The sequence below is a fragment of the Campylobacter sp. CFSAN093229 genome, assembly GCF_011068225.1.
GTDB classification, from domain to species: domain Bacteria; phylum Campylobacterota; class Campylobacteria; order Campylobacterales; family Campylobacteraceae; genus Campylobacter_D; species Campylobacter_D jejuni.
The window spans coordinates 141097-164876 of sequence record NZ_JAAMXB010000012.1; the positions used below are offsets into that span (position 1 = coordinate 141097).

22 protein-coding genes and 1 pseudogene are annotated in these 23780 nt (G+C 30.7%); 9 read left to right on the plus strand and 14 right to left on the minus strand.

The window, feature by feature from the left end:
• Positions 1 to 27 precede the first annotated feature (27 nt).
• From flgB to FBE93_RS07135, 4 genes are read left to right on the plus strand one after another with little or no spacing between them, the layout of a single operon-like run.
• Positions 28 to 459 carry a flagellar basal body rod protein FlgB gene (gene flgB / locus FBE93_RS07120; RefSeq protein WP_002861254.1) on the plus strand — a complete coding sequence of 144 codons (432 nt, stop codon included), beginning with the start codon at positions 28 to 30 and terminating at the stop codon, positions 457 to 459.
• Positions 460 to 468: 9 nt separating this feature from the next.
• Positions 469 to 963 carry a flagellar basal body rod protein FlgC gene (flgC, locus tag FBE93_RS07125; RefSeq protein WP_002855235.1) on the plus strand — a complete coding sequence of 165 codons (495 nt, stop codon included), beginning with the start codon at positions 469 to 471 and terminating at the stop codon, positions 961 to 963.
• Positions 964 to 969: 6 nt separating this feature from the next.
• Complete coding sequence (gene fliE, locus FBE93_RS07130; RefSeq protein WP_002856884.1) at positions 970 to 1266, plus strand: flagellar hook-basal body complex protein FliE; 297 nt, start codon at positions 970 to 972, stop codon at positions 1264 to 1266.
• Between the two features lie 6 nt (positions 1267 to 1272).
• Entirely contained in the window at positions 1273 to 3081 is a 1809-nt protein-coding gene (locus tag FBE93_RS07135; RefSeq protein ID WP_002880961.1) for a penicillin-binding protein 2, read from the plus strand.
• On the opposite strand, the gene FBE93_RS07140 is transcribed toward FBE93_RS07135, so the two are convergent.
• The 11 genes and pseudogenes from FBE93_RS07140 to FBE93_RS07190 all read right to left on the minus strand — a co-directional run bounded on the left by FBE93_RS07140 (position 3078) and on the right by FBE93_RS07190 (position 12676).
• Positions 3078 to 4847, minus strand: coding sequence for a Na/Pi cotransporter family protein (locus FBE93_RS07140; protein WP_002933415.1), 1770 nt, complete (start codon positions 4845 to 4847; stop codon positions 3078 to 3080). The genes FBE93_RS07135 and FBE93_RS07140 overlap by 4 nt on opposite strands.
• 3 nt (positions 4848 to 4850) lie before the next feature.
• Positions 4851 to 5285: a hypothetical protein gene (locus tag FBE93_RS07145; RefSeq protein WP_002866410.1), complete on the minus strand. Its 435-nt coding sequence runs from the start codon at positions 5283 to 5285 to the stop codon at positions 4851 to 4853.
• Positions 5285 to 5602, minus strand: a complete 318-nt coding sequence (locus FBE93_RS07150) for a rhodanese-like domain-containing protein (protein ID WP_002870957.1) — start codon at positions 5600 to 5602, stop codon at positions 5285 to 5287. Before FBE93_RS07150 ends, FBE93_RS07145 begins: the two co-directional genes overlap by 1 nt.
• Positions 5599 to 7425 (minus strand): molecular chaperone HtpG, encoded by a 1827-nt coding sequence (gene htpG / locus FBE93_RS07155; protein ID WP_165434317.1) that lies wholly within the window; start codon positions 7423 to 7425, stop codon positions 5599 to 5601. The genes FBE93_RS07150 and htpG overlap by 4 nt, the downstream gene beginning before the upstream one ends.
• A 73-nt stretch (positions 7426 to 7498) precedes the next feature.
• The gene (gene crcB, locus FBE93_RS07160) at positions 7499 to 7867 is read right to left on the minus strand and encodes a fluoride efflux transporter CrcB (protein WP_002859058.1); all 369 of its coding nucleotides are present in this window, start codon (positions 7865 to 7867) and stop codon (positions 7499 to 7501) included.
• Entirely contained in the window at positions 7861 to 8553 is a 693-nt protein-coding gene (locus tag FBE93_RS07165; protein ID WP_002882469.1) for a lysophospholipid acyltransferase family protein, read from the minus strand. The genes crcB and FBE93_RS07165 overlap by 7 nt, the downstream gene beginning before the upstream one ends.
• The gene (locus FBE93_RS07170; protein ID WP_002893747.1) at positions 8534 to 9730 is read right to left on the minus strand and encodes an SH3 domain-containing protein; all 1197 of its coding nucleotides are present in this window, start codon (positions 9728 to 9730) and stop codon (positions 8534 to 8536) included. The genes FBE93_RS07165 and FBE93_RS07170 overlap by 20 nt, the downstream gene beginning before the upstream one ends.
• Positions 9702 to 10374, minus strand: a pseudogene (gene purQ / locus FBE93_RS07175) (phosphoribosylformylglycinamidine synthase I). Before purQ ends, FBE93_RS07170 begins: the two are co-directional and overlap by 29 nt.
• 1 nt (position 10375) lies before the next feature.
• Entirely contained in the window at positions 10376 to 10621 is a 246-nt protein-coding gene (gene purS / locus FBE93_RS07180; RefSeq protein ID WP_002872631.1) for a phosphoribosylformylglycinamidine synthase subunit PurS, read from the minus strand.
• Between the two features lie 8 nt (positions 10622 to 10629).
• Positions 10630 to 11340, minus strand: coding sequence for a phosphoribosylaminoimidazolesuccinocarboxamide synthase (gene purC, locus FBE93_RS07185; protein WP_002933381.1), 711 nt, complete (start codon positions 11338 to 11340; stop codon positions 10630 to 10632).
• Between the two features lies 1 nt (position 11341).
• The gene (locus FBE93_RS07190; RefSeq protein WP_002856815.1) at positions 11342 to 12676 is read right to left on the minus strand and encodes a S41 family peptidase; all 1335 of its coding nucleotides are present in this window, start codon (positions 12674 to 12676) and stop codon (positions 11342 to 11344) included.
• A gap of 117 nt (positions 12677 to 12793) precedes the next feature.
• Here FBE93_RS07190 and FBE93_RS07195 point away from each other — a divergent pair, with 117 nt between their 5' ends.
• A complete protein-coding gene (locus tag FBE93_RS07195) occupies positions 12794 to 13084 on the plus strand; it encodes a metal-sensing transcriptional repressor (RefSeq protein WP_002855280.1) in 291 nt (96 codons plus the stop codon).
• 111 nt (positions 13085 to 13195) lie between these two features.
• Entirely contained in the window at positions 13196 to 15769 is a 2574-nt protein-coding gene (locus tag FBE93_RS07200) for an AAA family ATPase (RefSeq protein WP_002933378.1), read from the plus strand.
• 27 nt (positions 15770 to 15796) lie between these two features.
• Here the strand turns inward: FBE93_RS07200 and FBE93_RS07205 are convergent, their stop codons facing one another.
• Genes FBE93_RS07205 through alaS form a run of 3 tightly spaced genes read right to left on the minus strand, consistent with a single transcriptional unit; the run spans position 15797 to position 20804 of the window.
• Positions 15797 to 17728 carry a penicillin-binding protein 1A gene (locus tag FBE93_RS07205; protein WP_070316900.1) on the minus strand — a complete coding sequence of 644 codons (1932 nt, stop codon included), beginning with the start codon at positions 17726 to 17728 and terminating at the stop codon, positions 15797 to 15799.
• Positions 17725 to 18276: a septum formation inhibitor Maf gene (maf, locus tag FBE93_RS07210; protein WP_002855005.1), complete on the minus strand. Its 552-nt coding sequence runs from the start codon at positions 18274 to 18276 to the stop codon at positions 17725 to 17727. Before maf ends, FBE93_RS07205 begins: the two co-directional genes overlap by 4 nt.
• On the minus strand, positions 18276 to 20804 hold the full coding sequence (gene alaS / locus FBE93_RS07215; RefSeq protein ID WP_165434318.1) for an alanine--tRNA ligase: 2529 nt from the start codon (positions 20802 to 20804) through the stop codon (positions 18276 to 18278). Before alaS ends, maf begins: the two co-directional genes overlap by 1 nt.
• Positions 20805 to 20918: 114 nt before the next feature.
• Between alaS and FBE93_RS07220 the strand changes: the two genes are divergently transcribed.
• The 3 genes from FBE93_RS07220 to hemH all read left to right on the plus strand — a co-directional run.
• The gene (locus FBE93_RS07220) at positions 20919 to 21992 is read left to right on the plus strand and encodes a DegT/DnrJ/EryC1/StrS aminotransferase family protein (protein WP_165434319.1); all 1074 of its coding nucleotides are present in this window, start codon (positions 20919 to 20921) and stop codon (positions 21990 to 21992) included.
• A gap of 4 nt (positions 21993 to 21996) precedes the next feature.
• The gene (locus FBE93_RS07225) at positions 21997 to 22863 is read left to right on the plus strand and encodes a Gfo/Idh/MocA family oxidoreductase (RefSeq protein WP_002933367.1); all 867 of its coding nucleotides are present in this window, start codon (positions 21997 to 21999) and stop codon (positions 22861 to 22863) included.
• A partial coding sequence (gene hemH / locus FBE93_RS07230) for a ferrochelatase (RefSeq protein ID WP_165434320.1) occupies positions 22860 to 23780 on the plus strand: 921 nt, incomplete at its 3' end. The genes FBE93_RS07225 and hemH, both read left to right, overlap by 4 nt.

Consider the following 23780-nt stretch of genomic DNA (forward strand, 5'->3'; position numbering starts at 1 on the left):
TATTAAAAATTATAAAAAGGATAAAAAATGATTAACCCATTTAAATCAAAAGAACTGGTCACTGGTGCTTTAGCGGGTAGAAATCTAAGAAATCAACTCATCAATGCCAATCTTGCAAATGTTGATACTCCTTTTTATAAAGCAAGAGATATTGAATTTGAAACAGCTTTGGTAAATCGTGCAAATGAAATTTTTAAAAAAAATGATAATAAAGAATTGCAATTAGCCATAACCGAAGAAGGACATCAAAAACCTTGGAAATTCCCTGATCCTAGTAAATCTACTATTTACTTAAGAGATGGTCATTTAGCAAGAAATGATGCAAATACTGTTGATCTAGATGTAGAAACCACAGAAATGAGTAAAAATACAGTTATGATAACAGCTCTTGATGGAGTTTTAAGAAGACAAAGCAATATCTTTAGTTCTATACTTGATGCAAGCTCTAAATTAAGTTAAAGGTAAATTATGGCATACTTAAGTGATTTTGATATTAGTGGTTATGGTTTAAGTGCTCAACGTTTTAGAATGAATGTTATTAGCTCTAATATAGCTAATGCAAACACTACAAGAACAGCTGAAGGTGGACCTTATAGAAGACGCGAAGTGATCTTTAAAGCAACAGATTTTGATAAGCTTTTAAATGAGCAAATTAACAAAGATAATAATTTTTTAAAATATGAAAATCCTTTAAATGATCCAAGTTCGCCAGAAGAAGCTAAACCTGCTATTCAAAGTGTTGTAGTGGATAAAGTGGTCAGAGATGACAAAGATTTTCGTATGAAGTATGATCCAAGCCATCCTGATGCAAATGCTGAAGGTTATGTAGCGTATCCAAATGTAAACCCTGTCATTGAAATGGCAGATTTGATTGAAGCTACAAGAGCTTATCAAGCCAATGTAAGCGCTTTTACAAGTGCGAAAACTATAGCTCAAAGTGCGATTGATTTATTAAGAGGATAATAAAAAATGAACAATATTAATGATTTAAGATTAAATAATAATATTTCAAATACCAACAAAAGTCAAAATTCCACAGGAATTGGTGATGAATTTGCCAAGATGCTTAAAAATGAAATCGATGATTTAAATAAAGCACAAGAAAGTGGAGAAGCTGCAATGACAGACATTGCCACAGGACAAGTAAAAGATTTACATCAAGCAGCTATAGCTATCACTAAAGCTGAAAGCAGTATGAAATTTATGCTAGAAGTAAGAAATAAAGCGATCAGTGCTTATAAAGAAATCACAAGAACTCAAATTTAAACCCTAATGCAAGAATATAAAAAAAATAGGGTTTCAAAAGTTGCCTTTGCCTACTGCATGGCACTTTTGTTTATGATTATTTTTATCAGCTCTACTTTTTTTCTTACATCAAAACGTCATATACCTAACACTGAAAAAGATCAATACGCTCTTGCTCTAAGAGGATCGATTATAACTAAAGATAATTTTACTATCACAAGTTCTAAACAAATTTATCGTGCTGAAATTGATCTTAGAAGTATTAACAAAGATAAATTTGATCTATTTTTAAAGCTTTTTCAAATTTATAGTGGGATAAGTAACGATCAAGTAGCAGATATTAAAAAAAGAATGCAAAATCAAAAAAAACGCTCTTATAATTTTGTTCTTTTGCAAAACTTAGATTCCAAGCAAGCAAGCTATCTTAAAGACCTTGCTAAAAAACTTTATATACAAGGTTTTTTCAAAGCTTTTACAAACAACTCTGGAAGAGTTGAAACAAGAGGATTAAATATCATCGAACATGAAGAAGATAGAATTTACATGTCAAAAGATTCTTTTACTCCTATTATCGGTTATACCAAAATGATATTAGATCCAGAAAGTGGAATTTTAAAAAATATAGGAGTTAAAGGTTTAGAAAAATACTACGATGAATGTCTAAGTCCTGTTCAAAATGAAAAAATTCAAGGACTTAAAGATATAGGTGGAAATATTATTTTAAATCTAAATTCACTACAACAAAAAAAGATCAATGGTTGTGATTTATATTTAAATCTTTCTTTAAAACTGCAAAAAAGTATAGAGAAAGCTATAGATCAAAGAAATGAGGATTTAAAAGCCAATGAAATCATCGTTGGGGTAATGGAAAGCAAAACAGGAAGAATTTTAGCTCTAGCAAGCTCAAGGCGTTATGACCCACAAAATCGCGGAAAGGATCTATCAGTTCTTAATGCAAGCGCTATAGAATACGGTTATGAAGCAGGTTCTGTTATCAAACCTTTTATCTTTACAACAGCCTTAAGACTTGGTAAAATAAAAATGGATGAAGTGATTAATACTTATGGCGGTTCTTATAAGCTAGGACGTTTCACCATCAAAGACGATCACAAAATGGACAAAATGACTATGGAGGAAGTTATAAGATATTCTTCAAATATAGGCATGATACAAATTGCTAAAAGGCTTAACAATATAGAAATCGTATCAGGGCTTAAAATATTTAAATTTGGCGAAAAAAGCGGTATTGATCTACCCTATGAACAAAAAGGAGAAATTCCAAATCCTAAGCGCTTAAGAGATATAGAAAAATCTGTTTTAAGTTATGGTTATGGACTTAAAACAACCTTTATACAACTCCTTGCAGCTTATAATGTTTTCAACAATGATGGGTTTTATATCACACCACGTTTAGCTGAAAAATTCTATCAAAATGGACGCTTTACAAATCTTGATGATGATGTAAAAAAAGAAAAAATTCTTTCTAGCGAAGCCGCTAAAACGATGCAAAATGTTCTTATAAATGTTATAGAAAAAGGAACAGGAAAAAAGGCAATTACACAAGGTATTATTGCAGGAGGTAAAACAGGAACGGCAAGAATAGCCGAAAGACAAGGTTACACCTCAAATCGCTACAATGCTTCCTTTTTTGGTTTTGCAAATGATTTAAATCACGCCTATACCATAGGAGTTCTCGTAAGACATCCTACTAAACCTTATAGTTATTATGCTGCACAAAGTGCTTTGCCTATGTTTAAAGATGTTGTTGATATTTTAATCAATGAAGAATTTCTAACGCCTATACAAGACAATAACCAAACTAGCACAAACAACTAGTTTGATATATCTTTAGAAAATATCACCTCAACAGCACCTATAAGTTCTTCAGCAATCTTAGCAGCAAAAGTTGTATCATTAAGTATTGAAATTCCTTCAGCTGTTGTGATTTTTCTTACTGAAATAAGATGTTCAACATTGCTCAAGGTTAAAGTATCGATTTCTTTTAAAATTTCTTTTCCTTTTTGAAGATTTTTAATAATCAAATAAAGCTTTTCACGATCTTCAACCACTCTAAGCTCTTCGATACTTCTTAAAAGCTCTCCTAAATTCGATCTAATTTTATTGTACTCTAAAGCCAAAAATTCATTAGAAGAACTAGAATATTTCTTAATATTTGCTTGGATAATTTTTAAATTTTTAGTTGTTTCGGCTAAATTTTTAGCTGCCATCTTAAAGGTAAAAATTTTATGATTCTTTGTTTCATCGTTAATATAAACTTGTGCTTTAGTTGAAAAATCGATAATAGCTTCAAAAAGAACCTTTATCCTAGTTTGATACAAATAGTCCAAATCCACATTTTTACTAAACCACTTTTTATTTTCTAAAATTTCTTTAAAACTTTTATCACTTTGTATATCTTTACGACTAAAACCTATAGCATGAGCAACAATTGCATAGGTATTGTTATAAAGATGCTCGCTTTCTTTCCTTAAAGCTTCGATGGCTGTGTCACTAAACTTAACCAAACTACTATCAAGATATAAAGGCTTGTCTTTATTCTTATCTTTAGGAGCTTTTACTATCTTATTTAAAAAAAGAACAATTTGAGGAGTAAAGAATGAAAAAAGCACAACACCAATTAAATTAAACAAAGTGTGAAATAATGCTACTTTCAAAGCTATATCTTCTATGTTTAATACAATGAATAAAAAATTAAGAAAATATATAAAATAAGGAAAAATAAGCACTATTAAAAAAGCTATACCAAAATTAAAAATACAATTTGCAAACGCTAATTTCTTTCCTTCAATATTGGTACTTAAAGAAGCTAAAACAGCCGTTACAACTCCTCCAACACTAGTACCTAAAGTTGCTGCTAAGGAATTTTCCAAACTGATTTGTCCTGCAAGTAAAGCAGCGACAATAATAGCCATTGTAGCTGTGCTTGATTGTATAACTCCTGTAAGCAAAGCACCTAATCCTAAAAAAACAAAAACTCCTTTAAACCCAGCAAAATCAAAACGAGAAAGATCAATTATATGTTTAAAATTTTCAAAACCACTTTTAATATAATCCACACCCAAAAAGAAAAATCCTATACCAATAAAAATATTACCTAAACCTTTTAAAACACTATCTTTTTGAAAGAAAAATAATACTCCAATAATCAAAAGTGGGATAGCTAGCATTGAAATTTTAATATTTGTCAAACCAACAATCAGCCAAGAACTTGCCGTATTTCCTAAATTTGCTCCAAAAATAATCCCTATGCCCGTACCCAAAGAAATAAGCCCTGCACTCAAAAAAGAAATCGCAATAATAGAAACTAAAGTTGAAGATTGCATAATTAAAGTACTTAAAGTACCAAAAAGTATACTTTTTATCTTTGTATCGGTTGACTTCGCTAAAATTTTTTCAAGCAAACCACCACTAAAAGCTTTAAAACCTATACCTAAATTAGTCATTCCAATAAGAAGTATTGCCACTCCTGCTAAAAGATTGGCAAGCTCGTCATAACGAATTAAAATAAAAATCAGAACTAAAGTAAAAATACTCCATGAAATAAATTTAAAATATTTTAAAGAATTTCTTTCCTCTTGCAATGCCTAACCTTTTAGTTTTTCAAATTCATTCATCAGAAATTCTCTTAAATTTTCGGCTTCTTCTTCGCCTTTTTCTAGATACTCAAGCAATAAATTTTCTAATTCCTTTAAAAAAGAAAAAAGTTCATTTTGCCAGATACTATCGTTTTTATTGCTTAAATTCATGGTTTGTATGAAAGTCAACTCTCTGCTTAAATCCCCAAGTTTTTCTAAAAATTCATCTTTTTGATCAGAATTTTTTAATGCTAAATTAGCATTTTGGACATTTTCTTTAAATTCTCTGATTTTTTCATCGATTAAATCGCAAAATTTCGGATAAATATCCATTTTAATAGGCTCTAAAAGGGTTTGCTCGTCTATATTTAAAGTAAGCTTTTTAACAGCAAAATAAAGAGCTAAAAAAGACAAAGCTGCTATGAGTAAATAAATTCCTAGCATTAATAACCCTTAAGGGCTAGCATTCCGCCATCTAAATTGATGCTTTCAAGTCCCAATTTTTCAGCTATAAATTCAGCTGCAACCATGCTTCTATGGCCACTACGACAAATAAAAGCAAGTTTTTTACTTTCATCTCTTTTGCTTTGAAATTCATCTAAAAATTTAGCATTTAAAAGCCCTTGATTATCATATAAAGCCACACATTGCGCATTAGGTAAAATACCTTCTTCCCATTCTAAAGGAGTACGCACATCAAAAATTTGATATGCGTTTAAATCTTGCTTTGTCCAAAGACTTGCAGGGATATTTTCTATCATGAAAAAGCCTTATTGATAATTTTTGTAAGGCTTGCATTAAATTCAGCAGGATTATCCACTCCCATACCTTCGCTTAGTTTTGCCATATTTAAAACTAGGGTTGCTATATCTGCACTAAAACTTTCGTTGTTTTTAAGACCTATAAAAATAGCGTGTTTTGGATTGATTTCTAAAATAGGTTTGAAATTTTGTTCTTGACCCATTTGTTTTAAGAGTTGTTGCATAGCAAAATCAGGTTTATTTTTATCATAAACTATACAACTTGGGCTATCTTTCAAGCGACTGGTTAGTCTTACATCTTCAACTTGATCTTTTAGAAGTTCTTTAAATTTAGCCACAAGTGGAGCAAAAGTATTTTTTTCTTCATCGCTTAGTTCATTTTTATCTTCTACTTGATTAATGGCTACAAATTTCAAACCTTCAAATTCTAGCATAGGAGTTACTAAAGAATCAATCTCATCATCCATGAGTAAAACTTCTATATTTTTTTGCTTATATTCTTCAAGTAAAGGAGAGGTTCTTAATAAACTTTCATTATTTCCTGCTATATAAAAAATTTCCTTTTGCTCGCCCTGAAGGTCATTTTTATACTCTTCTAAAGAGCGTAAATTTTCACCTTTGGTACTTTTATAAAGCATGAGTTTTAAAAGACTGTCTTTTTCTCCGCCAAAACCATAAAGTCCTTCTTTTAATACCTTACCAAAGGTTTTAAAGAAAGATAAGTATTTTTCTTTATCATTGTTTTTGAGTTTTTCAAGTTCACCTAAAATCTTTTTAACGCTAGCTTCTTTAACACCTTTTAAAATTTGATTTTCTTGTAAAATTTCACGACTTACATTAAGTGGTAAATCTTCTACATCGATAATCCCTCGCACAAAACGCAAATAAGTTGGTAAAAGTTCTTTATCGTCATCGCTGATAAATACGCGTTTTACATAAAGTTTTAAGCCACTTTGATAATCCACACGGAATAAATCAAAAGGTGCATTTTGTGGTATGAAAAATAAAGAATTGTATTCTAATTTTCCTTCACTTTTAGTGTGAAGATAAAGTAAAGGTTTGTTTGAATCATGAAAATTTTGCTCATAAAATCTTTCATAATCTTCTGCTTTAAGGCTTGATTTTTGCATTCTCCATAAAGCATTGGCTTTATTGATTTGAGAAATTTTAAGTTCAGTTTTCCCTTCTTCTTCGCCTTCTTTAGCAGGAGTAAATTCTTCTTTTTCCATGAAAATTGGAAATTGAATGTGATTAGAGTATTTTTCTATAATGCTTTCGATTTTATAAGTATTAGCAAACTCATCATCTTTTAAGTATAAAGTAATGCTTGTTCCTTGTTCTTCTTTGTTTGCGTCATCAATCTCATAACCATTTGCATCAGAACTCCAAAGATAAGCTTTATCATCTAAAGCTTTTTTGCTTAAAACTTCGATTTTACTAGCCACCATAAAAGCAGAATAAAAACCTACTCCAAATTGTCCTATGAGTTGAGAATCTTTTTTAGCATCACCGCTCAAATTTTCTAAAAAGCTTTTAGTGCCGCTTTTTGCTATGGTTCCAAGGTTGTTGATAAGATCATCTTTATCCATACCTATACCATTATCACTAATACTTAAAGTTTTTTTATCTTTGTCAATTTTGATTTCAATTTTAGGTTCGAATTTTAAGCTTTTATATTTATCATCACTTACGCTTAAAAAATTAAGTTTGTCTAAAGCATCACTTGCGTTTGAAATAAGTTCTCTTAAAAAAATTTCTTTATTAGAATATAAAGAATGTATCATAAGCTGTAAAAGCTGATTTACTTCGGTTTGAAATTGCATTTTATTCTCCTTTGTAATTTTTTTAAAGTGGTATTTTAGCAAAAAATACAAATTCTAAAGTAAATTTAAAGATTTATTTGAAAATTATAAAACCAAGCCATGCGGCAAATAAGCAAAGAAAGACATTTAAGATAATATTTAACGCAAAATGAAGATAATTTCCACTTTGCAAGAGAAGTAAATTTTGATAAGAAAAAGTAGAAAAAGTTGTAAAAGCTCCTAAAAAACCTGTACTTATAAAGCTTTTAAGTAAAGGAGATAAACCTTTATTTTGTGCATAAGAAAACAAAAGTCCTATGATAAAAGAACCCAAAACATTAACAAAAAGAGTTCCAAGGCTGATAGAATAAGGAAAAAATTTATTCACTAAATTAATAGAAAACATTCTTAAGATTGCTCCTATAAATCCCCCAAAACCAACAACTAAAAGGGTATTTAGCAAAGCTTAGCTCTTTCTTGATCGAGTAATTCTTGCATTTTTTTTCTAGTGTTTTCAAGCCATTTGTCATCATTTGTATCGACTAAATCCATACAAATGATTTTAAGCACTCCGCTGCTTGCACTAAAACTTTTTGTGTCTAAAATTTTTGCAGAATCCACAATTAAAATGGGTTGAACTTTAAGATTTAATTTTTCACTTAAAATTTTTGCTCCACTTTGAAATTTAAGCATTTTTTCATTTTTAGATCTAGTTCCTTCTGGAAAAATAGCCAAAACCCTATCTTCGCTAATTCTTTCTTTTGCTTCTTTTAAAACTCGTACTAAATCACGCGGATTTTTTCTATCTATACAAAGAAGTTTTGGTTTTTTCATAGCAACTTTGAAAATAGGAATTTCTCCTAATTCTTTTTTGGCAATCCAGCATAAATTTTTAGGATATAATTCTTCTAAAGCGATAATATCTAAAGCACTTTGATGATTCATTAAAATCATCTGAGCTTGCGGATTAAAAGTGCCGATGATTTCTTGTTTATAAGAGATGGTATATCTTTGAAATTTAGCCCAAATTTTGCGGATTTTCCAAAGTGTGTTTTGAGATTTTGTAAAGCAAAAACAAAAAACCACCAAAGCAACGCTTAAAACAAAAAAAATCCAAAAATAAAGAGCTTTAATTTTTTTGTAAATCATCTTTATTAACCCAACCTATTTTTCCATCAGAAAACAGTACTTTAATATAATTTTGTCTTTTGCCTAAAACTTCTACTTTTTCATCTGCATTTGCCGTATAAAAATAAGTTGAAGGCTCTGTAGGTAAAATTTTAGCCCTAGAACCAGCCTTGATAATTGCATTTTGAGTATTGGTATCTACAAGAAAACTAAGTGCAAAACAAACAACTGCCAAAGCCAGAATAATGTAATTTTTTCTCCATACAAATAAAGCTCCAAATAAAACCGCTAAAAACCATAAGGTATATTGTTTATAAATATTTAAGTCTTTATTTACTGGATTTAAATCACTCTGAGTGCTGATTTCATCGTCACTAATTTTTAGTTTTAAATTTATATTTTCAAGCTTTTTACTGTCCTTATTGAAATACGAAAATTCAAAATTTGTTTTACTTAATGGCAAAATAGCATAATAAAAAGCACTAGAAGCATTAAAATCCCCTTTTAAATTTTCAATACCTTGCTTTTGAATTCCTTCTATAAAAAAGCTTTTAAGATTTGTATTGGTTGCGTTTAGTTCTACCATCATAATGATATTAGCATCATCAAAATAACTCGCTTTAACTTTTTTAATTTCCAAAGAACTTGCCACAAGGTGTGAAAAATCTTTATTGGATAAAGTATTTTCAAATTTGATAGGATTAAGATTGATATCGGCCTCTTGAAAAGCTTCATTATTTCTAAGAAGTTTGATAGAAATTTTACTCAAACTAGCATTTGAATTTTTGGCTTCAAACCATAAAGTTGTTTTATATTCGTTATTGATAAATTCCCATTTTGCATCTGGATTTAAAAAAGATAAATTAGTTTTTTCTACGCTTATGTTAAAATCAAATTTTGTATTTTCCGTAGTGCGAGCATAGATCGTAATAGGAAAAACTTCTCCAACATATACCCTACTTGGATATTCATCATTTGTAAGAACCAAACTCCCTTTGGCTACAAAAGGATCGTCTACATTGCTTTCAAAGTCATTGTTTTCATCACTTGGCGGAATATTTTGATAAATTTTTTGTTCTTCTTGGGGTAATTTTTGTAATTCTTTTTGCATATTTTCATCTTGGCCACTAAATACAGAAATTTCACCCCTGCCAAACAATACAACAACACTAAAAATTAAAGTTAATAAAATTTTCAAAATAAAAAGCCTTTAAGCATTTTTAAACCTACATCATTACCTAGGACTTTTTCACAAGCACGCTCAGGATGTGGCATGAGTCCAAAGATTTTTTTGTTTTCATCACAAATTCCTGCGATATCAAATACAGAACCATTTGGATTTGGCTCGTATTTTAGAGTAATAAGATCTTTATCTTGTAATTCTTTTAAAGTAGTCTCATCAGCGTAATAATTTCCCTCTCCATGGGCAATTGGTAAATTAATAATTTCATCTTTTTTGAAATTTTTCAAAAAGGCATTATCATTAGAAACTACTCTTAAATTTTGGTTTTTTGAGATAAAACTAAGATTGTTGTTATGCTTCATTGCACCTTTTAAAAGACCGCTTTCAAGTAAAATTTGAAAACCATTGCAAATGCCTAAGATATATCCTCCCTTTTTTGCATGATTAAAAACACCTTGCATAGCAGGAGCAAGTTTTGCAATAGCTGCACATCTTAGATAATCTCCATAAGAAAATCCGCCTGGCAAAACAACTAAATCTGTATCAAATTCTTTTTCTTCATGCCAAACAATCTGCGTTTTTACTCCAAGTTTTTCAAAGGCATAAGCTGTATCAAATTCACAATTTGTCCCTGGAAATCTAATAATAGCAACTTTCATTTTACTCTTTCTCAATTATAAGCTCATAATCTTCAATGACGCCATTTACCAACAACTCTTCACACATTTTTTTTACTTGTTCTTTGGCTAATTTTTCATCTTTCTCATCAAGAGAAATTTTGATTTGTTTTGCTATTTTTACTTCTTTAACACTATTAAAATTTAAAGAATGCAAAGCTTTTTCCACCGCTTTGCCTTGTGGATCTAAAACCCCATTTTTTAAAGAAATATTTACAATAACTTCCATATTTTTCCTTAATTTAATATTCTTTTTAAAACTTCTTCATAAGCCATTTTTACATTACCTAGATCTTGACGAAATCTATCTTTATCTAATTTTTCATTGCTAAATTTATCCCAAAATCTACAACTATCAGGGCTTATTTCATCGGCTAAAACAAGTTCATTATCTTTAGTTAAACCTAGTTCGATTTTAAAGTCAATCAGCCTTAAATTTTTATTGTCAAAAAATGGAGTTAAAATAGAGTTAATCTTTCTAGCCATATTTTTAATTTCACTAATTTGAGCTTCATTTTGCACTAAATTTAAAATCAAACAATGCTCATCATTGATAAAAGGATCGCCTAAGGCATCATCTTTAAGACAAAATTCCACCAAAGCAAAAGGTAGCACAGTGCCATCTTTAATGCCCAGTCTTTTTATAAGAGAACCTGTTGCAACATTGCGTACTATAACTTCAATAGGAACAATTTTACATTTTTTAACCACTTGTTCTGTATCGCTTATAGTTTCTACCAAATGAGTTTTAATCCCATTTTTTTCGAGCAAATGAAAAATTTCAGTACTGATTTTACAGTTTAATGCGCCTTTTCCACTTTCATTGCCTCTTTTTTCTGCATTAAAAGCAGTTAAATCATCTTTAAACTCACTAATTAGTAAATTTTCATTATCAGTTTTGAAAAGTTTTTTACCTTTTCCTTCGTAAAGCATTTCTTTTTTTGTCATTTTATTGTCCTTGTTTGATATTTAAAATTTTAATAGTATCAATAGCTGATTTTAACTGTGCGTCATCATTGATTTGTTTTTGACTGATTAGATTTTTATTGTCTTTATTTTCTTGTTTATCTTCTTTTTTATTTTTATCTATTTTTTCAAGCTCACTTTCTAAATGTTGTTTTAAGTCGCTTTCTTTTATAGAAAAACCATCTTCTTGAGTATTTACTTTACCTGGAAAAACTTCAATATCAGGTTTTACACCCACTGCTTGAATAGTACGCCCGCTTGGAAGATAATATCTTGCAATAGTAAGCCTTAAAGCTTCAGTTTTATTAATAGGTATGATTTGCTGAACACTACCTTTTCCAAAAGTATTTTCACCCACAATAACACCGCGTTTAAGATCTTGTAAAGCTCCACTTACAATTTCACTTGCACTAGCACTTCCACCATTTACAAGCACAACCAAAGAAGCATTAGAAATTTTGTTTTTAGGATCGGCTTTATATTCTTGATTTTCACTTGCGATGCGTCCTTTTTGAGAAACAATAACACCTTTATCTACAAATAAATTTACAAGTCCTATGGCTTGATTTAAAAGTCCACCAGGATTATTTCTAAGATCTAAAATAACTCCTTTAACATTAGGATATTTTTTAAGTTCTTTACTTGCCACATCTACAACATTTTTATCAAAATTTGTAACCCTAAGATAAAGAATGTTTTCATTTTCTATCATTTTTGCATAAACACTTTCTATCTTAATAATTTCTCTTGTAAGTGTAACATCAAAAGGTTTTGTTGCACCTTTTCTAAAAATGGTTAAAGTGATTTGAGTTTTTGGCTTACCACGCATTTTATCTACAGCATCATTGAGATTAATTCCTAAAGTGGCCTCATCATTAATTTTTAAAATAATATCTCCTGATTTTATCCCTGCTTTATCTGCTGGTGTTCCTTCTATAGGAGAAACAACTGTTAAAGCACCATCTTTCATACCTACGGTTATACCAAGGCCGCCAAATTCACCATTGGTTTGAATTTTCATATCATTAAAATCTTTTTCATTTAAAAAAGAAGAATGCGCATCAAGATTGCTTAAAAGTCCTGATAAAGATTTATCCACCAAATCGCTGATATTTTGATCATCCACATAGTATTGCTCTACTATAGCAAGAGTTTTTGTAAGCTTATCTAAAGCTTCTAGGCGTTTTTGAACCTGCTCTTCTTTTTGATCAACTTTAGCTTGTAAATGACTTGTTAAAAATAGACATAAAATAAAAGTAGTGGCAAAGCCTGCAAGACCCGCAAAAAATCGTTTTGTTTTCAAAATAAGCTCCATCATTGAGTTTTAGTTTAAAGAGTAAATTTTAATAAAAATTGCTTAAAACTTCGTAAATAAATTTAAATTCTTAAAAATATGTTAAAATAGACTAAAAATTCCAAAAAGAAAGTTAATACAATGTGCCAAGAAAAACATACTCATACACATTCTCAAAAACATCTTAAAGCAGTTTGCAATCGTCTAAGTAGAACCATAGGGCATTTAAGCGCTATTAAAAGAATGGTTGAAAATGACAAAGATTGTAGTGAAATTTTAATCCAGCTTGCTGCCGTAAAAGCCGAAGTTAACAATACTGCAAAAGTAGTTTTAAAAGAACATTTAGCTCATTGTATGGTACATGCTGTAGAAGAAAATGATATTCAAAGTATAGAAGAATTAAACAAGGCTATAGATATGTTTATGAAATAATCTAAAATTAGTCATTTGTCCTATTATTTAAAAAATTTTACTCAATTAACTTGACATTATATGACTAAAGTTATATAATGTCAAGTATATAAACTAAATAAAGGATAAAACATGGCAAATATACAAGATTTTTTAACTGATAATATGCTTTCAAACCTTGAAAGTGCAGCATCTTTAGCTATACATTCTAAAAATAATGAAGTTGTACCTTTACATCTTTTATGGGCTTTAAGCGTAGATAGTACAAGTATTTTAAATCAAATTTTAAATAAATTAAATATTTCCAAAGAAGCCTTAGAACTTGAAATTAAAAGCAGAATTTCAAAACTTGCAACGAGTTCAAATGTAAACCGTGAAAATATACGCTTTTCCAATGAACTTATAAATTCATTAGAAAATGCTAAAGGATTAATGAGTGCCAATGGAGATAGTTATTTAAGTGTGGATACTTGGCTTATAAGTGAAAGTCAAAAAAGTCCTATTAAAGAAATTTTGGCGCAATTTTTAGATTTAAGAGAATTTCAAAAAGAGCTTGAAAGTCTAAGAGCGGGACGCAAAATGGATAGCAAAACAAGCGATGAAACTTTAGATAGCTTAAATAAATTTGGTATAGATTTAACCTTAAAAGCAAGCGAGGGTAAACTTGATCCTGTTATAGGCAGAGAAGAAGAAATCGAGCGTTTGATGCAAATTTTAATACGCAAAACCAAAAACAACCCTATACTTTTAGGCGAACCAGGCGTAGGAAAAACAGCTATAGTAGAAGCTTTAGCACAAAGAATTATTAAAAAAGATGTTCCAAAATCTTTGCAAAATAAAAAAGTTATCGCTCTTGATATGAGTGCTTTAATTGCAGGTGCAAAATACAGAGGAGAATTTGAAGATAGATTAAAAGCTGTGGTTAATGAAGTGATAAAAAGTGAAAATATCATTCTTTTTATCGATGAAATTCACACTATAGTAGGGGCTGGAGCAAGTGAAGGCAGCATGGATGCGGCAAATATTTTAAAACCTGCTCTTGCAAGAGGTGAACTCCATACCATAGGCGCAACTACTTTAAAAGAATATCGTAAATATTTTGAAAAAGATGCAGCCTTGCAACGCCGTTTTCAACCTGTAAATGTAGGTGAGCCAAGTGTTAATGAGGCTTTGGCTATGTTAAGGGGTATAAAAGAAAAGCTTGAAATTCATCATAATGTAACTATAAATGATAGCGCTTTAGTAGCTGCAGCTAAACTTTCAAAGCGTTATATAGCGGATCGTTTTTTACCTGATAAGGCCATTGATTTAATCGATGAAGCTGCAGCTGAACTGAAAATGCAAATTGAAAGTGAACCAAGTTCTTTAAGAAAAGTACGCAAAGATATAGAAACTTTAGAAGTTGAAAATGAAGCTTTAAAAATGGAAAATGATGAAAAAAATCAAAAAAGACTCGATGAAATCGCAAAAGAACTAGCCAATTTAAAAGAAAAACAAAATGCCCTAAATTCGCAGTTTGAAAATGAAAAAAGTGTTTTTGATGGTATAAGCGCTAAGAAAAAAGAAATTGATTTGCTTAAAAATGAAGCTTCTTTAGCTAAAGCTAGAGGTGAATTTCAAAAAGCAGCCGAGCTAGAGTATGGAAAAATTCCAAGTCTTGAAAAAGAAGTAGAAATTTTAGAAGATAAATGGAAAAAAATGAGTGAAAATGGAGTTTTACTTAAAAATCAAGTAGATGAGGATTTGGTTGCTGGAATTTTAAGCAAATGGACGGGTATTAGCGTGCAAAAAATGTTAACTTCTGAAAAACAAAAATTCTTAGAAGTGGAAAAACATTTAAAAGAAAGTGTCATAGGACAAGATAAGGCCTTAAGTGCTTTAGCTAGAGCCATTAAACGTAACAAAGCAGGACTTAATGCGGACAATAAACCTATAGGAAGCTTTTTATTTTTAGGGCCAACAGGGGTAGGAAAAACACAATCAGCTAAAGCTTTGGCAAAATTTTTATTTGACGATGAAAAAGCAATGATTCGCTTTGATATGAGTGAATTTATGGAAAAACATAGTGTTTCAAGACTCTTAGGTGCACCTCCAGGGTACATAGGACATGAAGAAGGTGGAGAGCTTACTGAAGCTGTGCGAAGAAAACCTTATAGCGTGCTTTTGTTTGATGAAGTTGAAAAAGCACATAAAGATGTATTTAATGTGCTTTTAGGGATTTTAGATGATGGTAGAGCAACCGATAGCAAAGGTGTAACAGTGGATTTTAAAAATACCATTATCATTTTAACTTCTAATATTGCCTCAAGCGCTATTATGAATTTAAGCGGAAAAGAACAAGAAGATGCGGTAAAAAATGAGTTAAAAAATTTCTTTAAACCTGAGTTTTTAAACCGCTTAGATGATATTATCACCTTTAATCCACTTGGAAAAGATGAAGCTTATGAAATAGTTAAGCTTTTATTTAAAGATTTACAAATGAGCTTAGAAAACAAGGGAATAAAAGCAAGTTTAAGCGAAAATGCAGCCCTTTTAATCGCTAAAAATGGTTTTGATCCTGATTTTGGTGCTAGACCTTTAAGAAGAGCTATTTATGATCTTATAGAAGATAAATTAAGCGATATGATACTTGCTGATGAACTTCATGAAAATGATAGCATTATCATTGATGCAAAAGATGATGAAATAATCATCAAAAAAGCTTAATCATTTTGAAAGTAGATCTTTCTACTTTCAAAATATAATCTCGCTTTCATTAAATTTCATATTTGCTTTTGGCAATGGTGATTTGGTGGTATAATAAGCACTTTCTCCTTTATAATTTCCACGATAAACCCCATTAGGAATGCTAAATTTTCTAGTTGTATCAGGGAATTTTTCTATATATTGAGTTAAAAATTCTCTAAACACAGGAGCAGCTGTTCTAGCCCCACCTTCTGTATAACGCATAGGCTTGTTATTATCATTTCCATACCAAATGATTGCTTCTATTTCAGGCGTAAGTCCACAAAACCAAGCATCAACACTTTTATTCGTTGTTCCTGTTTTTCCTGCTATTTCTATATCTTTTACTCTTGCATTACGTCCTGTGCCTTTTTCAACAACATTTCTCATCATATCTAAAACCAGAAAACTTTGCGCTTCATCGCTGACTTTACGCTCATTTGAGTTAAATTCCATGATGGTTTTACCGGTTTTATCCTGAACTTGTCTGATAATTTGAGGATCTTTAATCGTACCATAGTTCCCAAACATGGTATAAAATTTCGAATACTCCAAAGGAGAAATACCAAAACTTCCCAATACGATTGATAAATTAGGCGGTATATCTTTAAATCCAAATTCCATTAGTTTAGAGTAAAGAACATCAAGCCCCATATCAAGTGCGAGATTAATGGTAGCTAAATTTCTTGATCTTGTTAAAGCTTCTTTTAAGGTAATTAAACCTAAAAATTTACCCCCTTCATTTTTAGGTTTCCAATCCTCATTATTACCCGCTCCACCTTCAAAAATTCTAGAAATATCAGCAATTTCACTCATAGGCGAATATCCTAAATTAATCGCCACTTGATACACAAAAGGTTTAAAAGAGCTTCCAGGTTGACGCATACTTTGAGTAGCACGGTTATAATTACTTTTTTCATAATCAACCCCACCTACCAAAGCTAAAACATCGCCACTTTGATGATTTACCACGACCATAGCTCCGTTTAAAGTGCTTAAATTTGCATCTTTATCGCGTTTTACTATCTCATCATAACCAAATTTCAAAGCATTCTGCGCCATATTTTGAACATCTAAGTCTATATTTAAAATGATTTTATATCCACCTGTTTTTAAGTCTTTGATATTAGGGCTTAATTGTTTAATCACTTCATCTACGACATAAGGAGCAGTATTTTGAGTAAGCGTATCATCATAAACTTGCGGAATTTCTTTAATGGCTGTATCATAATCTGCTTTTGAAATCCAACCTAGATTATACATTCTTGAAATAACATTATTTGCTCTTGAGATGGAAAGATCTAAATGCTTTGTAGGATCATAACTGCTAGGTGCTTTTGGCATACCTACTAGCATAGCAATCTCTTTAAGGCTTAATTCATTTAAATTTTTATGAAAATACCCCAAAGCTGCGGTTTTTACTCCATAATACCCATGTCCAAAAAAGATAAAATTTAAATACCTTTCTAAAATTTGCTCTTTAGTTAAAATGGTTTCCATTTTATAAGCAAGCAAAGCTTCGCGAATTTTACGCGTAATAGTTCTTTCAGGGGTTAATTCCGTGTTTTTAATAAATTGCTGGGTAAGAGTGGAAGCTCCTTCCATGGTTTTTCCACCGCTTTTTATGATTTTTACAGCAGCTCTAAAAATGGCATCGATATTAACTCCATTATGTTCAAAAAAGCTTGTATCTTCTATAGCAACCAAAGCTTCTATAAGGCGTGGAGGAAGCTCTTCATAAGGAGCGTAAAAACGATGCTGTTCAAAAATATTAGCCACAAGCTTGCCATTTCTATCGTAAATTTGTGTTGTAAGAGGAGGTTTGTATTCTTTAAAAGTATAACCCTCAGTATCAGCACTTGTGAAAAGATAAGCCACATAAATAAATCCAGCTATAAACAAAAGAGTAAAAAATGAAAAAATATATTTTAATATTTTCATAAATAAGCCTTTAAAGTTTGGATATCAAGCCCTAAAGCAGTGCTTAGATTTCCTACTTGTTGGGTGATGAAATTTTGATGAAAACCCTCACACATAATACAACCCGCCTTGCCTTTATAAAGATCATTTTCTACATAATCTCTTAAAGCATTTTCATCAAAATTTTTAAAATAAAGCGTAGTTTTTGAAAGAGAAAAAACTCTTTTTTCAGGTTTTACAAGCAAAAAAGCCGATAAAATACTTGCATACTTGCCATTTTGCAAGGCAAGCATTTCATAAGCTTCTTTTTTATCCTTTGCTTTGGTAAGAATTTTTTCATCTATACAAACTATACTATCTGCAAAAAGCAAATTTTGGTTTTGAAAATCTTTGCCTAAAGTACTTAAAAATTGTCTTTCTTTTTCAAGAACTATTTTTTGAACATATAAAAAAGGTGAAATATTTTTATTTAAATTTTCATCATAATCAAAACTAACTTGCCTAAAATCAATCTTTGCGGTTTTAAGCAAGTTGGCTCTTGAAATGGAACTTGAAGCAAGAATTAACATTAAAGTGCTTTTTCTATCGTTTCTAAGCTTTGTTTTAAAGCTTCATTGATTTTGCTTAAATCTTTTCCACCTGCAGTAGCAAAATCATCTCTTCCGCCACCATTTCCACCTAAAATTTGCGCCGCTTCTTTAACCAAAGCTCCTGCTTTTAAAGGTGCATCTTTAACACCAGCTGCTAAAGTGATTTTTTCATCTTTTACTTGAATAAGTAAAATCACCGCTTTAGCAAATTTATTTTTAAAATCATCAATCATAGCTTTAATATCGCCATTATCTACGCGTTTTACGCAAATTTCAACACCTTGGATATTTTTAGAATCAAGCTCGGTTTTACTTGAATTTTTAAGCTCATTTTTTAAACTTAAAATTTCATTTTTAAGCTTTTTAACCCCGCTTAAAATATCATTATTTTTAAGTTCATCTTTTACTTTAGAAAGTTCTTCAAGTTGATTTTTTACAAATTCTAAAGCCGCTTTAGAAACCACAGCTTCAATGCGTCTAACTCCAGCACTCACACCACTTTCTTTAACTATGTAAAAACTTCCTATTTGAGCAGTATTTTTAACATGAGTTCCCCCGCAAAGTTCTTTGCTTTCACCTAGAGTCAAAACACGCACATTGCCTTGGTATTTTTCATTAAACAATGCTATAGCACCGCTTTTTTTAGCTTCTTCTAAAGGCATATTTTCTAAGATAGCTTCGCTTGAGTTTATAATCATTTCATTGACTCTTTTTTCAATGCTTTCTAGCTCTTCTTTGCTTAAAGCTTTATGATGAGTAAAATCAAATCTTAGTTTATTGCTTTCAACCAAAGATCCTGCTTGACTTACATGAGAACCTAAAATTTCTCTTAAAGCATGGTGTAAAAGATGAGTGGCTGAGTGGTGGCGTGCGATTTGCTCTCTTTTTTCTGTATCGATTCTTGCATGAACTATATCGCCAACTTTTAGTTCTTCGCCTGCTTTTACAAAGCTAAGATTGAGATTAAAAAACTTTTGCGTATCTAAAACTTCACGCTTAATTATAAATCCACTATCAGCACTTTGCCCCCCACTTGTTGCATAAAAAGGTGTGTTTTCAAGCATCACCCAACCCGCATCTTTAAGGGTGAAAACTTCTTTAAAATCTTCATCTAAAAGGGCTAAAATTTTACTTTCGCATTCTGCTTTTTCATAACCTACGAAATGATTTTCTCCAAATTTTTCAAGCAAGTTTTTAAAATCTCCGCTTGCAGTTTTATCTCCACTTCCTTTCCAAGAAGCCTTAGCGCGTGCTTTTTGCTCATTCATTAAAAGTTCAAATTTTTCTTCATCAACTTTAAGATTTTTTTCCCTTAACATATCAGCCGTTAAATCAAGCGGAAAACCATAAGTATCATAAAGCTTAAAGGCTACTTCTCCGCTAAAAATTTCTTTGGTGTTTTTAAGCTCTTCATTAAAAATTTCAATCCCATTTTCTATAGTGCTTAAAAATCTTTCTTCTTCAAGGCGAATTTGTTCTTTTATAAAGTCTTTTTTCTCATTAAGATAGGTATAATGTCCGCCCATTAAATCGCATACAATATCAACTAGTTTATACATAAAAGCTTGTTTAAAACCTAGCAAATATCCATGTCTTAAAGCACGACGCAAAATACGACGCAAAACATAACCTCTACCTTCTTTATCAAAACTTACCCCTTGCGCAAGTAAAAATACACTTGATCTTATATGATCAGCTATGACTCTAAAACTTGCTCCACTTTCATAAACATAAGTTTTATTGCAAAGTTTTGAAATTTCATTGATGATTGGCATAAAAAGCGAGCTATCAAAATTGCTGAATTTACCTTCTTTAATTGCAGTTACTCTTTCAAGCCCCATTCCTGTATCAATGCTTGGCTTTGGCAGTGGGCTAAGCACTCCATCAGCACTTCTTTCGTATTGCATAAAAACAAGATTCCAGATTTCTAAAAATCTATCTCCATCTCCGCCCATATAATCTTCGCTTGAGTTAAAATGCTCTTCTCCTTGGTCATAAAAAATCTCACTACAAGGACCACAAGGACCAGTATCGCCCATTTGCCAGAAATTATCTTTATCGCCAAATTTGTAAATTCTTTCTTTTTGAATGTGTTTTTGCCATAGATTAAAAGCTCCATCATCGTTTTCATGCACGGTTACATAAAGTCTATCTTTAGGTAGTTTTAAAACTTCAGTTACAAATTCCCAAGCATAAGCTATGGCTTGTTCTTTAAAATAATCCCCAAAGCTAAAATTCCCAAGCATTTCAAAAAAAGTATGATGGCGTGCGGTATATCCTACATTATCTAAGTCATTGTGCTTTCCACCCGCTCTTATACAAGTTTGACAGCTTGTTTTGCGTGGAGGGTTTGGGCGTGGAATTTCTCCTGTAAATATGCTTTTAAAAGGCACCATACCCGCATTAGTAAAAAGTAAAGTTGCATCATCAGGAACTAAAGGACTTGACGGGGTTATCTCATGTCCTTTTGATGCAAAAAAATCCAAATAAGCTTTTCTAATATCCATGAATTTTCCTAAAGAAATTTTTATAAAAACATATCATACCAAAATTACTTTAAATTAAGTAAAACTAAAATACAATAAACATTTTTATTTAATTTTATTTCTCTAAGGTTTTTTATGAATTTTATCAATCTTCAAGCCCAATATCTCGCATACAAAGATGAAATCAATGCTGAAATTGAAAGCGTTTTATCAAGCTCTTCTTTTATAGGCGGTGCAAAGCTTAACGAATTTGAGCAAAATTTAGCTCATTTTTTAGGTGTTAAACACGCTATAGGTTGTTCAAGTGGAACCAGTGCTTTATATCTTGCCTTAAGAGCCTTAGATATTGGCAAAGATGATGAAGTTATAGTGCCTAGTTTTACTTTCATAGCAACAGCTGAAGTTGTGGCCTTAGTAGGCGCAAAACCTGTTTTTGTAGATATAAATTTATCAAATTACAATCTTGATTTTGAAGCAGTGCAAAAAGCAATAACCCCAAAAACTAAAGCTGTTATAGCAGTAAGCATGTTTGGACAAATGAGTGATTTAAGGGCTTTGGAAGAAATTTTAAAAGATAAAAATATCACTTTGATCGAAGATGGTGCACAAAGTTTTGGTGCAAATTTCAAAGGAGAAAAATCCTGCTCTATAGCTAAAATTTCATGTACGAGTTTTTTTCCTTCGAAGCCTTTGGGGGCTTATGGCGATGGTGGGGCTATTTTTTGCCATGATGATGAAATTGCTAAAAAAATAAGAATTTTACTCAATCACGGACAAACTCAGCGTTATAAACATGAATTTATAGGTATAAATGGACGCCTTGACACCTTGCAAGCGGCGATTTTAAATGTTAAGTTAAAATACCTAGAAAAAGAATTAGACAAAAGACAAAAATTAGCACAAACTTATAATGCAAATTTAAAAAACTGCCAAATTCCGCAAATTGATCCAAATGCTTTTAGCGCTTATGCACAATACAGCGTTTTAGTTGAAGATAGAGCTAGTGTATTGCAAAAATTTGAAAAAGCTAATATACCTTATGCTATACACTATCCAACCCCTTTGCATAAACAACCTTGCTTTAGTGAGTTTTCAAATTTAGAACTTAAAAATTCAGAATACGCAAGCGAACACATCTTATCTTTGCCTTTTTCACCTTTTTTAAGTGAAGAAGAGCAAGAGCAAGTTATTTGTATTTTTAAAGATTAATTCCATGAAAATAGGTATCATAGGCCTTGGAAAAATGGGGCAAAACCACTTAAATGAACTTAGTAAAAATTCTCATTTTAAGCTTAATGCACTTTTTGATCTTTACAAAAATCCAAATCTAAATATTTTTGATGTTATTTTTTATGATGATTTGGATAAATTTTTAAATCAAAATAATGATATTATCATCATAGCAACACCTACAAATTCACATTTAGCAATAGCAAAAAAAATTTTTAAACAATGCAAATGCGTTTTAATCGAAAAGCCTTTAGCTCTAAATTTAAAAGAAATAGACGAAATTTCAAATTTAGCTAAAGAATACAGCGTAAAAGTAGGCGTAGGTTTTTGTGAAAGATTTAATCCTGCGGTTTTAGCCCTAAAAAAAGAGCTTAGAAATGAAGAAATTATCAGCATTAACATACAAAGATTTTCACTCTACCCGCAAAGAATCAGCGATGTAGGGATTTTGCAAGATTTAGCTGTGCATGATCTTGATTTGCTTTGTTTTTTAAGCAAACAAGAAATAACAAAAACCAATTTGCTTAAAAAATACACCCAAGATCAAACAAGAGAAAGTGAAAGCATTATTCTATGTGAGCTTGAAAAATGTATTGCTAGCATACATCAAAGTTGGAATAGCACACAAAAACTAAGAAAAATTCATCTTATTACTAAAAATCATTTTTATGAAGCCAATTTAAATGACTTTTCTTTATTAAAAGATGGAAATTTTATAGAACTTACTCAACAAAGTCCACTTTTTTCAGAACACGAGGCTTTGTTAAAACTTATCGATAATCAACCCAATCATCTAGCCAGTACGAGCGATGCTTACAAAGTTCAAGAAATTTTAGAAAGGTTTGCGTGAAATTAGTTTTATTTTTAAATATGGGCGGAGCTACGAATTTACAAGATTGTGAAGTTTTTTTAAAAAATATGTTTAATGATCCTTATATTTTAGGAATCAAAAATCGATTTTTAAGAAAATTTGTAGCATGGATCATAACAAAGGCTCGCGTTAAAGCCATGCAAGAAAACTATAAAAAAATGGGTGGAAAATCCCCTTTAAATGAACTTACTCAAAGCCTGTGTAACAAGCTTAATTTAAAACAAGATGAATTTAAATTTGATTTTGTAAATCTTTATGTGCCTCCTTTTGCCACAGAAATTTTGCAAAAATACACTTTAAATGAAAGTGATGAAATCATTCTTTTTCCACTTTATCCGCACCATTCTTGCACCACAGTAACTTCATCTTTAGAAGTTCTGCAAAATGAAATTTCAAAGCAAAAAATTCAAGCAAAAGTAAAAACTATAGATATTTTTTACAAAAATGAGCTTTATAATGAGATGATAGTTTCGCACATTTTGGATAAAAAAAGTAAATTTGATGCCAAAATTTTGATTTTTTCAGCACATTCTTTACCACAAAGCATTATTGACAAAGGTGATTTATACGAAAAACATGTAAATGATCATGTAGAAATTTTAAAAGAAAAGCTAAAAGATCATTTTGATAAATTTATTTTAGCTTATCAGTCTAAACTAGGTCCTGTAAAATGGCTTGAACCAAATACAAGCGATGTTTTGGCAAATTTAAACGATAAAGCTTTGATTTATCCTATTTCTTTTTGCATTGATTGTTCTGAAACGATTTTTGAACTAGGTATGGAGTATAAACATTTAGCAAAATGTGATTATGATTTGATAAGTTGCCCTAATGATAGTGATGAATTTATGGAATTTATTTTAAATTCTATAAATTCACCCTTAGCAAGAAAAACT

Bases quoted from the DNA above. Each gene is read 5' to 3' on its own strand.
- flgB (WP_002861254.1), top strand. From the start codon at position 28: ATGATTAACCCATTTAAATCAAAAGAACTGGTCACTGGTGCTTTAGCG.
- flgC (WP_002855235.1), top strand. From the start codon at position 469: ATGGCATACTTAAGTGATTTTGATATTAGTGGTTATGGTTTAAGTGCT.
- fliE (WP_002856884.1), top strand. From the start codon at position 970: ATGAACAATATTAATGATTTAAGATTAAATAATAATATTTCAAATACC.
- FBE93_RS07135 (WP_002880961.1), top strand. From the start codon at position 1,273: ATGCAAGAATATAAAAAAAATAGGGTTTCAAAAGTTGCCTTTGCCTAC.
- FBE93_RS07145 (WP_002866410.1), bottom strand. From the start codon at position 5,285: ATGCTAGGAATTTATTTACTCATAGCAGCTTTGTCTTTTTTAGCTCTT.
- FBE93_RS07150 (WP_002870957.1), bottom strand. From the start codon at position 5,602: ATGATAGAAAATATCCCTGCAAGTCTTTGGACAAAGCAAGATTTAAAC.
- htpG (WP_165434317.1), bottom strand. From the start codon at position 7,425: ATGCAATTTCAAACCGAAGTAAATCAGCTTTTACAGCTTATGATACAT.
- FBE93_RS07165 (WP_002882469.1), bottom strand. From the start codon at position 8,553: ATGATTTACAAAAAAATTAAAGCTCTTTATTTTTGGATTTTTTTTGTT.
- purS (WP_002872631.1), bottom strand. From the start codon at position 10,621: ATGGAAGTTATTGTAAATATTTCTTTAAAAAATGGGGTTTTAGATCCA.
- purC (WP_002933381.1), bottom strand. From the start codon at position 11,340: ATGACAAAAAAAGAAATGCTTTACGAAGGAAAAGGTAAAAAACTTTTC.
- FBE93_RS07190 (WP_002856815.1), bottom strand. From the start codon at position 12,676: ATGATGGAGCTTATTTTGAAAACAAAACGATTTTTTGCGGGTCTTGCA.
- FBE93_RS07195 (WP_002855280.1), top strand. From the start codon at position 12,794: ATGTGCCAAGAAAAACATACTCATACACATTCTCAAAAACATCTTAAA.
- FBE93_RS07200 (WP_002933378.1), top strand. From the start codon at position 13,196: ATGGCAAATATACAAGATTTTTTAACTGATAATATGCTTTCAAACCTT.
- FBE93_RS07205 (WP_070316900.1), bottom strand. From the start codon at position 17,728: ATGAAAATATTAAAATATATTTTTTCATTTTTTACTCTTTTGTTTATA.
- maf (WP_002855005.1), bottom strand. From the start codon at position 18,276: ATGTTAATTCTTGCTTCAAGTTCCATTTCAAGAGCCAACTTGCTTAAA.
- alaS (WP_165434318.1), bottom strand. From the start codon at position 20,804: ATGGATATTAGAAAAGCTTATTTGGATTTTTTTGCATCAAAAGGACAT.
- FBE93_RS07220 (WP_165434319.1), top strand. From the start codon at position 20,919: ATGAATTTTATCAATCTTCAAGCCCAATATCTCGCATACAAAGATGAA.
- FBE93_RS07225 (WP_002933367.1), top strand. From the start codon at position 21,997: ATGAAAATAGGTATCATAGGCCTTGGAAAAATGGGGCAAAACCACTTA.